13 protein-coding genes and 1 pseudogene are annotated in these 15,157 nt (G+C 32.3%); 4 read left to right on the top strand and 10 right to left on the bottom strand.

All coding sequences use genetic code 11. The features are described 5' to 3' along the window. Nucleotide 1: 1 nt before the first annotated feature. The 3 genes from EKL95_RS05645 to EKL95_RS05635 form a co-directional block, all read right to left on the bottom strand. Nucleotides 2-2,587 (bottom strand): phosphoenolpyruvate carboxylase, encoded by a 2,586-nt coding sequence (locus EKL95_RS05645; RefSeq protein ID WP_126563732.1) that lies wholly within the window; start codon nucleotides 2,585-2,587, stop codon nucleotides 2-4. A 100-nt stretch (nucleotides 2,588-2,687) separates the two neighbouring features. After that, the gene (locus EKL95_RS05640; RefSeq protein WP_072943262.1) at nucleotides 2,688-3,167 is read right to left on the bottom strand and encodes an Lrp/AsnC family transcriptional regulator; all 480 of its coding nucleotides are present in this window, start codon (nucleotides 3,165-3,167) and stop codon (nucleotides 2,688-2,690) included. A gap of 76 nt (nucleotides 3,168-3,243) precedes the next feature. Then, nucleotides 3,244-4,398 carry a M14 metallopeptidase family protein gene (locus tag EKL95_RS05635; RefSeq protein WP_126553317.1) on the bottom strand — a complete coding sequence of 385 codons (1,155 nt, stop codon included), beginning with the start codon at nucleotides 4,396-4,398 and terminating at the stop codon, nucleotides 3,244-3,246. A 310-nt stretch (nucleotides 4,399-4,708) separates the two neighbouring features. Here EKL95_RS05635 and EKL95_RS05630 point away from each other — a divergent pair, with 310 nt between their 5' ends. Further along, nucleotides 4,709-5,185, top strand: coding sequence for a helix-turn-helix domain-containing protein (locus tag EKL95_RS05630; RefSeq protein WP_126459528.1), 477 nt, complete (start codon nucleotides 4,709-4,711; stop codon nucleotides 5,183-5,185). Between the two features lie 69 nt (nucleotides 5,186-5,254). On the opposite strand, the gene EKL95_RS05625 is transcribed toward EKL95_RS05630, so the two are convergent. Both EKL95_RS05625 and EKL95_RS05620 read right to left on the bottom strand, forming a co-directional pair. Further along, nucleotides 5,255-5,641, bottom strand: a complete 387-nt coding sequence (locus EKL95_RS05625; protein WP_126459525.1) for a hypothetical protein — start codon at nucleotides 5,639-5,641, stop codon at nucleotides 5,255-5,257. 174 nt (nucleotides 5,642-5,815) lie between these two features. Beyond that, nucleotides 5,816-6,370, bottom strand: a complete 555-nt coding sequence (locus EKL95_RS05620) for a 1-acyl-sn-glycerol-3-phosphate acyltransferase (protein WP_126553319.1) — start codon at nucleotides 6,368-6,370, stop codon at nucleotides 5,816-5,818. A 62-nt stretch (nucleotides 6,371-6,432) separates the two neighbouring features. Here EKL95_RS05620 and EKL95_RS05615 point away from each other — a divergent pair, with 62 nt between their 5' ends. Then, the gene (locus tag EKL95_RS05615) at nucleotides 6,433-7,098 is read left to right on the top strand and encodes a spermidine synthase (protein WP_126553321.1); all 666 of its coding nucleotides are present in this window, start codon (nucleotides 6,433-6,435) and stop codon (nucleotides 7,096-7,098) included. A gap of 13 nt (nucleotides 7,099-7,111) precedes the next feature. Here EKL95_RS05615 and kdsB read toward each other — a convergent pair whose 3' ends face one another. Further along, nucleotides 7,112-7,849 carry a 3-deoxy-manno-octulosonate cytidylyltransferase gene (gene kdsB / locus EKL95_RS05610; protein WP_126553322.1) on the bottom strand — a complete coding sequence of 246 codons (738 nt, stop codon included), beginning with the start codon at nucleotides 7,847-7,849 and terminating at the stop codon, nucleotides 7,112-7,114. 796 nt (nucleotides 7,850-8,645) lie between these two features. On the opposite strand from kdsB, the pseudogene EKL95_RS05605 reads away from it, so the two are divergent. Further along, nucleotides 8,646-9,074, top strand: a pseudogene (locus EKL95_RS05605) (LTA synthase family protein); the annotation flags it as partial. 251 nt (nucleotides 9,075-9,325) lie between these two features. On the opposite strand, the gene EKL95_RS05600 reads toward EKL95_RS05605, so the two are convergent. Next, complete coding sequence (locus EKL95_RS05600) at nucleotides 9,326-10,324, bottom strand: zinc dependent phospholipase C family protein (RefSeq protein ID WP_126563730.1); 999 nt, start codon at nucleotides 10,322-10,324, stop codon at nucleotides 9,326-9,328. A 98-nt stretch (nucleotides 10,325-10,422) separates the two neighbouring features. Between EKL95_RS05600 and EKL95_RS05595 the strand changes: the two genes are divergently transcribed. Beyond that, complete coding sequence (locus tag EKL95_RS05595) at nucleotides 10,423-11,172, top strand: YoaK family protein (protein ID WP_126563729.1); 750 nt, start codon at nucleotides 10,423-10,425, stop codon at nucleotides 11,170-11,172. Here the strand turns inward: EKL95_RS05595 and EKL95_RS05590 are convergent. From EKL95_RS05590 to EKL95_RS05580, 3 genes are all read right to left on the bottom strand, one after another. Continuing rightward, nucleotides 11,156-12,133 carry a YeiH family protein gene (locus EKL95_RS05590; RefSeq protein ID WP_231507347.1) on the bottom strand — a complete coding sequence of 326 codons (978 nt, stop codon included), beginning with the start codon at nucleotides 12,131-12,133 and terminating at the stop codon, nucleotides 11,156-11,158. The genes EKL95_RS05595 and EKL95_RS05590 overlap by 17 nt on opposite strands. A 75-nt stretch (nucleotides 12,134-12,208) precedes the next feature. Continuing rightward, nucleotides 12,209-13,105, bottom strand: coding sequence for a LysR family transcriptional regulator (locus EKL95_RS05585; RefSeq protein ID WP_126563728.1), 897 nt, complete (start codon nucleotides 13,103-13,105; stop codon nucleotides 12,209-12,211). 14 nt (nucleotides 13,106-13,119) lie between these two features. Next, complete coding sequence (locus EKL95_RS05580) at nucleotides 13,120-15,147, bottom strand: hypothetical protein (protein ID WP_126563727.1); 2,028 nt, start codon at nucleotides 15,145-15,147, stop codon at nucleotides 13,120-13,122. Nucleotides 15,148-15,157: the final 10 nt, after the last annotated feature.

Below are 15,157 nucleotides of genomic sequence, written 5' to 3'. Positions count from 1 at the left end.
TTTAAGCGGAGTTTCTACTGGCATTAGTATTTCCAAAAAGGGAACGGGTTACAATTTTTTCGTATACTTGTATCAAAGCTTCGTCAGGGGTATTTTCTTTATTTAATTCATTGATACGCAATAAAGCATATTGTTGTATTGTTAATAGTGGCAGTACTATACGTTCTCTTATTTGAATTGATGCTTTACCATCTGGATAATTTTCCATAAGCTCTTTATGACCTGCAATTTTCAAAAGTAATCTTTTTGTTTCTAAAAATTCATCATAAATAATTTGCCAAAATGTTCCAAATTCAGGATCTTTTCTCATGTAAGCAGTCAATGGGAAAAATGATTTGGCCAATGACATCATACTGTTTTCTAATAAGGTTTTAACAAACAACGAATTATCGTATAAATCCTGAACTTTATCCCACTGATTTGTATCTTCAAAATGTTTTAAAGCTGTACCTACACCAAAAAACCCGGGTACATTTTGCTTCAATTGGCTCCAAGAACCTACAAAAGGAATCGCTCGTAAATCAGCAAAATCTAAATGTTCTGATTTACTTCTTTTAGAAGGACGACTTCCTATGTTTGTTTTAGCATAATATTTCAACGTACTCATCTGCTCTAAATAAGGAATAAATTTTGGATGATTTTTAAAGCTTAAATATTTCTCATATCCTAAACCAGCTAATTGATCCATTATGTTTTTTTCGTCCAAAGTCAATTCATTTTGACCTTTGCTGAAAACCTGATTGGTTACTCCGGCACTCAATAAATTTTCTAAATTGTAGCGACAGGAATCCAAAGTCCCAAAATTAGAACTAATCGTTTGACCTTGTACAGTAACCTGAATTTCGTTATTTTCAATATTAGGCCCCAATGAAGCATAGAACCTATGTGTTTTCCCTCCGCCACGCGCTGGTGGACCGCCTCGACCATCAAAGAAAATTACTTTTACACCATATTTTCTGGAAATTGCAGTAAGTTCTTCTTTGGCCTTGTAAATACTCCAATTCGCCATCAAATATCCTCCGTCTTTTGTACCGTCAGAAAAACCAAGCATGATGGTTTGCTTATTATCTCTGTTCGTTAAATGTTTTGCATAACCAGGATTAGTATATAATTTTTCCATGATAGCATGTGCATTTTGCAAATCATTAACCGATTCAAAAAGCGGAATAATATCAACGGGAGGATTTTCCCAATTGCTCAAACGAAATAACGCAAAGGTCTCCATCACATTAAGTGCACTTTCATTATTACTGATAATGTAACGGTTAGCGCCAAATTCTCCGTTTTTTTCCTGAATTGTTTTTATCGTTTGAATGGATTCGATTGTCAAACGCGACATTTCATTTGAAAACACAGTAGCATCAAGATTCCCACTTACATTTGATAAAATCGTAAACTTTTCTTTTTCTGTTAATTCAAAATAATTTTTCGGAAAAACAGAGGGATTTGTTTTTAAATAAAAATCCACTATATCTTTGAACACAGCATCATGAATTTTACTGTTCTGACGTATGTCTAATGACGCAAAATGAAATCCAAATAAATTTACTTTTATTAATAGCGCGTCCAATTCATCTAAATATAACGATTGATGCTGATCGATAATTATTTGTTTAATTTTATTTAATTGTGATTTGAATTCATCCAAAGTAATGAAAATTTCTCCTGTAGAATAAAATACAGACCTATAAAGTTTTTGTTCTAATTCAGTCACTAAAGTATCTACACCAGAGAAGGTTAGTTTTCTTTTTAAATTTCTAATTTCGATATAATAACACTTCAATATAGAAGTTCGCAAACGTTCCGCTACTTTCAGCGTTATTTCAGTAGTCACAAATGGATTTCCATCACGGTCGCCGCCTGGCCAAAATCCAAGTTTAATCAAAGGATTCTTTATGGAGTTGCCGTTAAAAATGTTTTTTTGCAAATACTGCACGATCTCGCCTGAAGTTTGATAAAAAACATTTTCAAGATACCAGATCAAACTTACTGCTTCGTCAAAAGGATTTGGTTTTTCGTTTTGAATAAAAGGCGTTTTTCCTAATTGAGCCAGTAACTGTTTGATTTCAAGCAAGTTATTTTTCCGAATCGCTTCGGTCAAATCAGTAATTATCCCAAGAACTGCTCCCGGATAAAATTGCGTAGGATGCGCCGTCAAAACTGTCCTTACATTGAAATCTTCCAGAAAATCAATCAATTCCTCTTCCTTGTCTTTTGCATCTGATTTTTCTTTGATATCTCTTAAAGATCCTCGTCCTTCCATATTATTAACAACTGGAAAAGCAGCATCTTCAATAGCATCAAACAAAACAATTTGGCGTTCGATATATTGAATAAAACGAAACATAATATCGATTTTTTCTGTTTCTGAAGGATCATGTAAATACCTTTTGGCAAAAAAATCAAAAATTTCTTTTGGAGTTTCTTGCTTTTTAAATCCTGTATCACAAATATCTGCAAACAAAGGAAGTAAAGCACCCGTATTATCTATGGAGTGAAATGGCAATGTTATAAAAACACTATTATAAATGTGATATTTAGAGAGGACATCTTGATTAAAACGTTCAAGTTTGGGTAGTGTGTACATAATTTTGTTGTAGTTGGTTGTTGGTTTAGTTAATTTTTCATAAAAAAACCTCAAGAACTAACTTGAGGTTATATTTATAATATAGTGCATTCAAGAGTAATTACATATTTTTGAAAATAGTATGCATCAAACGCTTCTTATCATTTATACTTTCCTCAAGGGAAATCATTGTTTCGGTTCTATAAACACCATCAATATCATCAATCATAAAGATCACATCTTTAGCATGCTTGGTATCTTTTGCTCTAATTTTACAAAAAATATTAAATTTTCCAGTGGTGACTGAAGCTACTGTTACAAAAGGAATTTCGTTGATACGCTCCAAAACAAACTTCGTTTGAGACGTATTATTTAGAAAAACACCAACATAAGCAATAAAAGAATAGCCTAATTTATCATAATCAAGCACTAATGAGGATCCCATGATAATACCGGCATCTTCCATTTTTTTCACTCTAACATGCACAGTTCCTGCTGAAATCAATAATTTTTTTGCAATATCCGTAAATGGAACTCTTGTGTTGTCTATCAACATATCTAAAATCTGGTGATCTACTTCATCTAAACGAAACTTACTCATAATTCTTTAATTAATATTATTAATTACTATAACAAAGTATAAAAATATACATAAAAACAACAAAAAGACGTAAATATTATATTTTTATCATTCCGTTAACAAATTTCACGTTATTATCTAAATAAAAATCAGCTTTTTGATTTAATTTAGGAATATCATTATAACCATCTTTGTATAAAGCTCCTTTAGCATCATATTCGAAATGACCAAAATAATCCTCTAAATCGCCTATTTGTGAAACATAGGCATTAAAACAGACCTGATTTTCAATTAACTCTTCTTTGTATTGTGCTGCAAAATTGGTGATAATTTCGATACCATCATAATTTATTTTGATGTTTTTATACATAAAATCATAAAAAACGACTTTATTCTGAGAAATACTCAAATATTTGTCAATTCCATTATCAACTATAACGTTTTCGGAGAGTATCCTAAAACTTGAAATTAAACTCATAAAAACGTATTTTCGTGTTTCTTCCCTTTGATAATCATTCTCAAAATGACCCGCTTCAAACAATAAAGTGGGCACTCCTAAAAACTGAAACGTGTCTCCAATGCAATTTATATTAAACGAATCATCAAAACGCCCAATCTGATTGGGAAGATAACGCTGTAGATCCTCATTTATTCCGGCAATCAAGTTGATCGCTTTCAACCTAGATTCATTTATATCTCGATTTTCATTATAGGAAGGTGCTAAAAAAGATACTGTTGCAGGTTTCCCGGTATCATCTACACCAAAAATAGTACGCTGATCATGCAAGTTAAAACAATAATCAGGCTCAAAGGAATCAAAAGCTGCCCTTAACAGCTTGCTTTCTGGTTGTGTCAGCGCTTGCGAATCGCGATTTAAATCAACTTTATTGGCGTTTTCTCTTGTGTATAATGTTGCACCGTCAGGATTCAACATCGGAATGGTGTAAAAAGTAAAGAAGTCTAATAATTGGTGTGCTAATGCAGAACCACTATGCAGTACATTAAAAAAATCGAATAGCGCTTTTGTAGTTGTACTTTCATTTCCGTGCATTTGGGACCACAGAAAAATTCTCGTTTTTCCTTTTCCAATTTCATACGAATAAATAGATTTTCCAAGAACTGATTTTCCTATAATTTGAAGTTGATTGTTCGTGTTTAATTTTTGCAACAAAGGCTCGATTGATGTTAAAGTGACGTACCGTCCACGAACGGATTCTTCCTTAAACTGATCGAATAATTCTTCTAAATTCATACCATTTTATTTGATTTACAAAAGTAAACATCTTTGCATTTACATTTGTAAACATTCAAAACAAAGAATATTTCAATACTGTAAACACTTTTCGCCAGTTAAACCAGGTAGAAAATCCGGCAAATGTTAACAATTGTTATAAATTTATTTTATAATAATTAGAATTTTGTTTATCAATTAATTATGTGTATTTATTAAAAGTATAACTTTAGTTTATTAGACTTTTAAAATACTATTTATACCTTTAATTTTGATACGTAAGCTTCTTTTGATTACATTTGTAACTAGTTAATTTTTACATTAATTTACAATGGTAAACATAGAAGATTTTATAAAAAGATTAGAGATTATACTGGACTACTACAATTTGAATGCCTCTTCTTTTGCAGATAAAATTGGTGTGCAACGCTCCAGCCTGTCTCACCTGCTTTCTGGGAGAAACAAACCAAGCTTGGATTTTATACTTAAAATTTTAGATGTTTTTCCTGATGTTGATTTGTATTGGATTCTGAATGGAAAAGGAACCTTTCCAAAAAATGCGGAAGAGTTTAACACTAGAGAAAGAATTATTAATCAGGTCTCTGAACAAAATATCCCTGCTCTGGCCAGTGATCAAATAATCTCTGAAAATTTATTTTCTGAACTAAAAAATACTGTTTTGATTCCTGCATTGGAAACTAAAAAAAGTGATCCAATAAATAGTCCTGGTGAAGCGGTTGCTTCTGAAATTGACACCATTGTTATCTTTTATAAAAATGGCTCTTTCAAGAGTTATGTTCCAAATTAAATAAATAACCCCAATTCTGATTTTAGAATTGGGGTTATCGATTAAAAAAGCATTTTTGAAAACAAAAATCTATTTTCTTAAGACAAAAATTGACGTTACACCCGCTTCCGCTCTCGCATTTACGGGAGCAAAATCACCCGAACCAACAGGAAAACTATACGTTAGTACTTGTCCTCCTGCATTTAATCTTTCAGCAACATATATGTTTTTTGTAACACTGTCATAAGCCACAGCCACAGGATTGCCTAAAAGTGAATTAGAACCATAAATCCGTACTTGATTCGTTACTGCAATTGTTCCCGCAGCAGCAGTTGAAGCGAAAACAGTTGAGAAATTTTTAATTATAATTAATCCACCATCAGTGGCTGAAGCAGCACTGGCAAATAATTTGACTATTGGTGTTGTAGTTAATAAATTGGTAAGCGTAATTTTCCCGGAGGTATTACTGGATGTCATCAAATTTAATTCTGCCGGGCTAGTATCAGAATCATTATTATTGTATCAAGCGAAAAATAAAACTAAAAATGCGGTACTAATAACCAAATGTTTCATGTTGTATATTTTAGAGTTTTAATACACTTACGAGAAATCAATTATATGGTTTTAACATTTTTTAAGTTTTTTTAAGAGTTATTCAAATGAGTATCCCTGTTCTGGAATTTTACCCTTGACTCCTATAAAATGTTTTTTCAAAACGGTTATATCGGCCTCAATATCTCCCGAAGGAAAAATAGGATTTCCTAAATTAATTTCTTTTTTTCCAAAATCAAATGCAATAGGAATTACAGGAACCTTTGCTTTTAAAGCAATGTAATAAAATCCTGTTTTAAGTTTGCTAATCTTTTTACGGGTTCCTTCCGGAGCTACTGCCAGACGAAAAACCTTTTTTCTTTGAAAAATAGCTGCAATAGAATCCACTTTATTCAACCCTCCTGTCCTATCAAGCGGTTCTCCACCCATGTATCTAAAATAAAATCCCAAAGGAAAACGAAACAATTCCTTTTTGCCTACCCAATTCATTTGTAAACCGGTTATTGCTCGGATAAAAACCCCTAAATAAAAATCATGAGCGCTGGTATGTGGCATTATCATCATGACACATTTCGTGATATTTGGATCAATACTACCCACTACTTTCCAACCCATTAGTCTGGAAAATATCCATTTGTATAATTGTTTCTTCATTCTTGCTTTCTTTCGTACAAAATAAATAATTAATATCTTATTTTTGGGTAAATCTATCATTAATGCTAAAAAAAATATTCAGCTACGTAATTCCTTTAACTATTTATCAAACTAAATCGGCTTTGAGCAAATCGATTGAGGTGACTTGGGCAAATGGGGAACTGGTCATGGATTCGCAAAACACAAATTATTCCTATGGCAGTTTGCAACGGATTCTGAGGTTAGGCTTAAAAAACATTGGATACAAAAAAATTGTGCCCATGGAGCATATTTTAGTTTTAGGTGTTGCTGGTGGAAGTGTCATCAAAACATTGGTAGAAGAAATAAAATACAAAGGAAAAATTACCGGTGTTGAAATTGATCCTGAAATAATTACAATAGCCAATGCCTATTTTGACTTGGATAAAACAAAAAATCTTACAATTGTAATTGAGGATGCTTTTGCATTTGTGTTAAAAACCCCTACTAAATACGATTTGATTATCATTGATATTTTCCAGGACACTACAATGCCTAATTTTTTATTTGAACCTTTTTTTACCAATAGGGTTTGCTCGCTTTTAAAAAGTCATGGTTTTATTCTTTTTAATACGATGTTATTAGATGAAAATCAAAATCAAAGAAATAAAAAATATGTAACTGAGTTTTACAAAAATCAATTTAAAATTAGAACTATTCCAAGAGTTGAAGTTCATAACGAACTTATTGTCATCGAGAAAATTGCCTAATCAAAACGGTTTTTCAGCTCTGAATTTTTAACATTTCCCTAGCTTTTTCTAGATCTTCTGGGGTATCAATACCAATACCAATGTGAGTAGTTTCGATCATTTTAATGCGTTTCCCAAATTCAAGATAACGCAATTGCTCTAGTTTTTCAGATGCTTCTAATGATTGCATGGGCAAACTATAAAAATCCAATAATGCTTGTTTTCTAAACGCATAAACACCAATATGTTGCAGGTACCGTACGCCTACATTTTTCGCTCTTGGATACGGAATAACCGATCGGGAGAAGTACAAGGCAAATCCGTTTTGATCCACCACAACTTTTACATTATTGGGATTATTAATCTCTGCTTCATTCGTGATTTCGCGCATCAACGACGCTAAATCTACTTTTTTATCCAAATCATTTCTAAAAATTTCAATCACTTTAGCTAAAGGTTCCGCATCAATAAAAGGCTCATCTCCTTGTACATTGACTACAATATCAACATCCAGATTTTCTATTGCTTCTGCAATTCGATCACTTCCGGATTCGTGTTCTTTGATGCTTCGAATAACGTTTCCTCCGTGAGTACGTATTTCGTCATAAATTAAATCGGAATCAGTTACTACAAAAACAGCATCAAATAATTTAGTATTTACAGCTGCTTCATACGTTCTTAAAATTACCGTTTTATCGCCTAAATCCTGCATTAGTTTGGCAGGAAATCGTGTCGAAGCGTATCGTGCGGGAATGACTGCTATTATTTTCATTTTTATTTTTTTATTTGCGTTTAAGAGTTTTATAGCCGTTACAGCTAGACTCTTTAAAGTATAAAATTACTTCATTATCCTAATCCACTCTTGCTAGCAGGCTACTAAGTTAGTCTGTTTTTATGAATTAGAAAAACGGCACTACATTCTCAGTGCTTAATTGTAGTGTTTTACATTAGTATGAGTTTTATTTTAAGAGTTATTCTTTTTTTTTATCCCATCACACAAGCCTCCTTTACTTGGATTGATACGCTACACTTATTTATATTTGGATTTTTATCTGATTTTTGTTTTTGTTTTGGTCAGTGACTTTTTGTGGCTCTATCATATTTTCATCTCCAATACAAAATACCGAAACAAATCAGGTTCTGGTTATTTTCCTTTGTCATCTTTCTATATGTGGTTTAATTTTACAAAATAGAATCAGTGAATACCTTTTTCGGAATGAATTTGGGGTCAAATACAATTTTATCGCAGTAAATTATCTGGTGTATACTAATGAAGTGATAGGTAATATTATGCAATCCTATCCTGTTATTCCCTTATTTTCTGCACTATTTATTTGTACAGGATTGGTCACTTATTTTAAAAGTAAAGAAATCAAAAAACTATCTTGAAAGCATTCCCGCTTTTGTACAAAAAATCAAAATTCCAGGAATTTACCTGCTTCTCTTCACATTATCGTTATTGGCAATTCCTGCTTTATCCGTTAAATAAAATTCTCAAAATATGTTTGTCAATTAATTAAAAAACCAGCCTATTATATAAATTTTATATGGCATTTATGAAAAGTGAACTTGAAGCCATTACTTTATGTTTTCTTCCTACTCCCGGCGAAAGTGTTATAAAAAGGAAAGACAATAAAAATAAATTCCCTACCGGAATGCTCTTTAAACAAAAAGGCTATACTGTAAAATTCATGTATGGCGGCGATTCCTTTTTTGACAATATGGGCGATTTCTTTTCAGGAAATGGATATGAAATTGTAGACAGAAAAACATTTGAACCCAACGAAATCACTTTTGCTAATATTTGGGACGTTTGCGATGAAGATATGTACAATAAAGCAATCACGGAAATAAACAAAGAAGCAGCGGCAAATAAGCCGTTTTTTAATCACATTATAACCGTGAGCAATCACAGACCATTCACGTATCCAAATGGAAAAATTGACATTCCCGGAGATGTAAAATCTCTTGATGGCGGGGTAAAATGTATTGACTATTATTCCCCTCAAACAAACCGTCAAACAATTTCAATTGACTTTGAAACCCAATCAAAAAGCAGCTACTGATTTTTAAATATTTTATGATCAAATACCGCTCACAAAAGAAAGAACGGATTTAGTAAATGAAATGATTTCGTATCATCAAACAGCCTCAGATATGTTAAAGAAAAAAAATATCAAAAAATTTATTAGCATAAAAAAACGGGTAAAATTGAAGTTTCACCCGTTATTTAATTGGAAATATATCGTTATTCTTTTTCGTTTGTTAAACCAAAAAGAGTTCCTTTTTCAAAAGTTTTCAAATCCTTTTTTAAAGTTTTACTATTGCGCTTTGTAAGTTCGGCAGTATCAAGAGTACTTAAATCTGGTTTTCCAGCATTAACCCAAGCCGTGTACCAAAAACTTGCAGTGGCTGTAATGGCTTTTTTCATTTGTTGTTCAACCATTCCGTTCAACTCCGTGTGCAATTTAGCAGCATACTCATCCGAATATAACATTCCTCCGTACTTGTTTTTGACAACATTTCCATCGGCATCCGTTACGTACATTTTGTTTTCAGCAGTTGCAGTTCTTAATTTTTTATCGGCCGCCAACAAAGGTTCCACTAAACTGTGCGTGTCAAAAACGATATCCCAAGTAGCTTTCTCCACATTGTCTAAATATATTCCTTCAGGTACATTTAATTTATACCCTTTGGCAAACAATTCCGGCAAACGGCTTTCCCATAAGGAATGAATTCCTTTTTGATTCGTGTTTTGTCCATCGTGATTGTCTGATGTATGCAACGGCATGTGTGCATCGGCAATATAATGGCCTAAATCCCCCGCAATAAATAAAATTTCATTTTTTCTTTTGTCCTTGAACGCTTTAGTCAATTTGACCATCATATCCTGAATATACCAAGGTAAAATTCCGTTTTTAGTCAAAAATTTCTCATCGTATTTCAGCTTCGCTTCTTCCATAGTTTTAGGAAACGTTTCCATAGCTCCAAAATTCTCCATGTCAAAATAATGACGGGGCGGCTCTGCTTTATCATTCAAAATATTTCTTCTCAAATCCGGAACAGTAGATTCTTGGGTAATGAAATCGATATGATTGTAAAAAAAGGTCTGCAATGGTTTTGGAAGTGCCATTACCGCCGCTCTATTGATTCGTTCATGACCAATAACGCCCCACGACAAAAGAAAAAGTGCAACTCCAAGAGCAGATAAAGTGATAAGTGTAGGTCTAATTTTAAAATTTTTCATTAAATTTATTTTTTTGAAGTACAAATGTATTTCTTTAAATCGTTATTAGAAAAAATTGAGTTTAAGATTCTGTTAATTAAAACAAGAAAACTACAACTATGTTTCGACATCAAGGAAAAAACAGAACTTTTATTCATAACCTACGTTTAGCCACTTTACTATCTTTTGTTGCCGGAATTGTAAATGTTACTGGAGTTTTATCCGTACACACGTTGACCACAAATGTTACGGGACATTTTGCCTATTTTGCCGAAGAAATAATGAAACAGAATTATATAGCTGCTATTACCTTTTTTGTATTTACTATTTTCTTCTTGTTGGGCGCTTTTACCTCTAATTTTTTAGCAGAATTAATTTCTAAAAAACATCCTGATTTATCCCACGTCATTCCTATTTCACTGGAAATGATTGTTTTGATTGGTATTGGTATTTTTGGACTAGCGTCTGAATTATCCAGCATTGAAGGAAAATGGATTGCTTTTTCGATGCTTTTTGCCATGGGAATACAAAACTCTTTGGTTACAAAAATCTCTCAGTCTACGGTTAGAACAACCCATTTAACGGGGCTTTTTACTGATTTGGGAATCGAACTGTCACAATTGTTTTTTTATAAAAAACCCGAAGAAAATAAAAAACTTAAAACAAGTATTTATCTCCGATTATCGATTATTATCTTCTTTTTCATGGGCTGTATTCTAGGTGGTTTTTTGTATAATTTACTAGGCATGAAAACACTTTTTGTTGCCGCAACCTTTTTATTGTTTGCGCTTTTGTATGATTATATCAGATTACAATTTCATGTGATCAAACGAAAAACCTTCCGTCATAAAACTATTTTAAATAAATAATTAAAATTAAAGTCGAAACTGCAATGAATGTCCAAAGCAAAACTCCCTGCACAAGCGGTTTTAATCCCACTGATTTCACTACATTCCTATTTAATCCGGCACCAATTAAAAACAAAGTTACCGTCAGGCCTATTTTGGCAACTGAAACTAAATGTGGTCCTGCACTCTTCATTTCTGGCAGATAGGTATTGGCAATCATTGCCAAAATAAACAATCCTATAAAATAAGGAATTTTTATTTTTCCAGATTTATTTTTGAAAATAAATGCGGTAATCAATGCTACAGGAATAATCCACAACGCACGGGCTAATTTTACTGTTGTGGCTATTTGCATGGCTTCAGGACCAAATTTACTCGCTGCTCCTACTACAGAACTCGTATCATGAATAGCAATAGCGCACCATAATCCAAACTCTTTTTGCGATAAATCCAGCCAATGACCTACTGCAGGAAATAAAAACAGCGCTACCGAATTCAGAATAAATATCACTCCCAAAGCAACTGAGGTTTGTTTTTCATTCGATTGGATTACGGGAGCAATAGCAGCGATTGCACTTCCTCCGCAAATTGCAGTGCCACAAGAAATTAAATGTGATGTTTTTGTATCCGTTTTAAACCATTTTCCTAAAAAAGTTCCTAAAATTAAAGTGCTCACAATAGAAGCAATTGTAAAATAAAAACCCTCTTTTCCGGCTGAAACAGCACTGTGAACATTCATTCCAAATCCTAAACCAACTACCGAAAACTGCAACAGATAATTAGTGGCTTTATGATTCAATTCTAAAAAAGGATGTCCAAAAAGGTTGGCAACAATCAATCCTAGTACCAAAGCAATTGGTGGAGAAATAAAAATTGTGGTGCAAAACAAAAGCAATGCAACGAAAATGAGTTGCTGCAATGTGGCATTTACTTTAAAAAAAATAAAAGATTCCTTCTGAATTGCTTTTTGATTCGTTTCCAATGTAAAGTTGTTGAATTAGTACAGTACAAAGGTGGAACGATAAAACTATTTATGCCAATCGCAAATTATAATCTGCTATAACTTTAAATTATAATGATTGGAGATATTCTGAATAAACAAATCGGATAATGAATCTGTTTTTCCTTGAAGCGTAATAATATAAAAGTATCGTTCTATAATCAGGTCTTCAATATCTAATATAGCCAATTCATTGTTTTGAAGTTCTTTTTTTATGGCATGAATCGATATAAAAGCCACACAATCCGAGTGCATTAAATAGGATTTTATACTTTCTGTACTTCCCAATTGCATTTCAATTTGTAGTTCGGATACTTTAATTTTAAATGGTTTCAACGCATGTTCAATAACTTCAAGTGTTCCTGAACCTTGTTCTCGCATTAAAAAACGCATCTTTTTAAGATCATCCTGAGTCACTTCATCACGACTTACTAACGGATTGGAACTCTTACAGACCAAAACCAATTCGTCTTTCAAAAACTCGGTATATTTAATAGATTTATTTTTGGATTGCCCTTCAACAATTCCTATTTCAATTTCTTTTCTTAATAAAGCGTTTTCTATTTGTTCCGTGTTTCCGTTGAGTAAACTTACTTTTACATCTTGCAATTTTTGATGGAAACGAGCTAAAAGGGGCGGAATTATATACTGAGAAATTGTAGTACTGGCTCCTAATTGCAACAATCCGGAACGTTGATTAATCAGTGTACTCATGTCAAAATTAATTTCGCGGTATACTTCAAAAATGTTTTTGGTGTGTTTCAATAATACCTCACCAGCAGTTGTCAATGCTATTTTAGAACCATTTCTGTCAAACAGTTTGATTTTATAGTCCTCTTCTAATTCCTGAATGTGTTTGGAAATAGCAGGTTGCGTAATAAACAATTCGGTTGCCGCTTTTGTAAAACTCAAACGATTGGCAACAGTATAAAATACTTTCAGTCTAAAATCCATGTTGTTTAATTGTATTAAAGTAATCCGTTGTGTTTTCGAACAAACCATTCGGTTGTCAGTAAAATTGAAATTAAAACCAATAACCACATCCAATCTATCAAAGGAGTTTTGGTAACACTACTCTTTTGTATCGTCTTGTATTCCTCATTTTCTAAAAGCGTTTTAATCAATACGTCTACTTGATCTGAAAAATACGCTTTTCCTTGTGTTTGCCCAGCTAATTGCGTCAATTTCTCCACGTCGGGATTAACAAATTGTTTTTCAATATCAAAATCAAGAATTTCAAAACTACTGGAATACGTCGTTTTAGAATTTAATTCTTTTACTGTAAAAGTATGAGAACCGGCTTTCAATCCGTCAAGATTGACTTTATAGGAATTATTCCCTTTTAATAAATCGTAATTTTTCGTTTGCTTGGTTTCGGTATTTTTTACCGTTATAGTCAAACGGGCTTTTTCATCAAACTCATAATTTTTATTGAAATACTGTGCCGTTATTTCAATGGCTTCACCGGAATTATAAAAACTTTCATGTTCAACAACCAATGATTTTTTAGAATTATTAGAAGCCAGAAATTGAATAATCTTATCCATGAAAACGTCATATTTTTCAAAAGATTGATTATTTACATGTGTTTGCAAGCGCCATTTCCAACTATTTTCACCCAAAAGATAAGTGGCTCGCCTGCCTTGATTTTCTGCAAAAACCAGTAAAGGCGCATTCGTATCTATTGTTCTGATTTTATATGAAAGCAAAACTGACACAACTCCTTTTGTAGTTACGGTTCCAAAAGCGTTTTGCAAAGGCGGTAAATCTTCAAACCCAATATTGTCCGCAGCAAACAAATTAAACTGTTTATTAAAAACCGACAAATACTCTTCTTTTTGTCCACTCATTTTAAAGCTCAAATTCTCCTGTTGCTGATTCAAAAAATTGAAATCGGTGTTGTTTCCAGTAATAATAAATGTATTAATTCCGGCAACTTTATTACTTTCAAAAATAGTTTTAAATTCAGTCGTTGGTTGGTATAAAATCAAAACATTATAATATTGTAATGTTTTGATTTCATTTGGTTTAATAATTATTACTTTACGCTGTACATTCGATTCAATAGCTCTTTTCATAGCCCCTAAATCGGGATGATTTATAGCTGAAATTATGGCAATATTTGTTTTTTGATCAATAACTTCAACTGCAAAATTCTTAGTGTTGTTATCTGTATTTTTTTCTTTTTCTTTTGATGAAATTGTAACTTTAAAAACCTGTAATCCTATTTTGTCAGCCGGCAAAAGTACGGGTACAGTTGCTGTCTTCTTGGATGGTGATAAGGTAATGGATTGTGTACTGAATACCGAATTCCCTTGTGAAATAACAAAATCAGCTGTTACACTTTTGGTTCCTGAATACTGCAAAAAAACTTCTACAGGAAATTTATTCTTATGAAAAGCATATTTATTAACGTTCAGTTGATTGATTTTTAAGTCAAATAATTTTGTTGTGTCGCCTAATATTACCGGATAAACTTTATTTAAGGGGTCAAAACTATAGACGTAATCATTCCCTGAAGTTTGGTTTCCATCTGTGATTAAAACTGTTGGATATACTGTGTTTTTATAAATGCTTTTTAGATTTTTGGCAACAACATCGATATTGGTTTGAGTTCCCTTAAAATTAAAAATTTCCGTAGGTTCAAAATCATCTGAAAACTGATACGTTTGCACATCGAATTTATCTTTCAAATCTGAGTTTAATTGTATTCTTTTATACAATTCTAATGCTTTTTCATTGGCATTCAAAAAAGAAATAGAACTGGAATTATCAACAACAATCGGTAAGGGTGTTTTTACCGTTTCGAAGGTATTTTTGGTTAGTATTGGATTAATCAACAACATTAAAATTCCAAAAATGGATAAAAAACGCAAAAAAGCCAAAAACCAACCGACTTTCGATTTGTTTTTGGCTTTGTAAATATATTGAAAAAATGACAAACCACCAGCTATTAGTAACGAAAGCAGTAATAATAGTAGCGTGTTTGTTGTCATTTATTCTTTA

This window comes from Flavobacterium sp. LB2P53 (assembly GCF_003970305.1).
Lineage (GTDB): Bacteria > Bacteroidota > Bacteroidia > Flavobacteriales > Flavobacteriaceae > Flavobacterium.
This window is presented reverse-complemented; position numbering and strand designations above follow the sequence as displayed.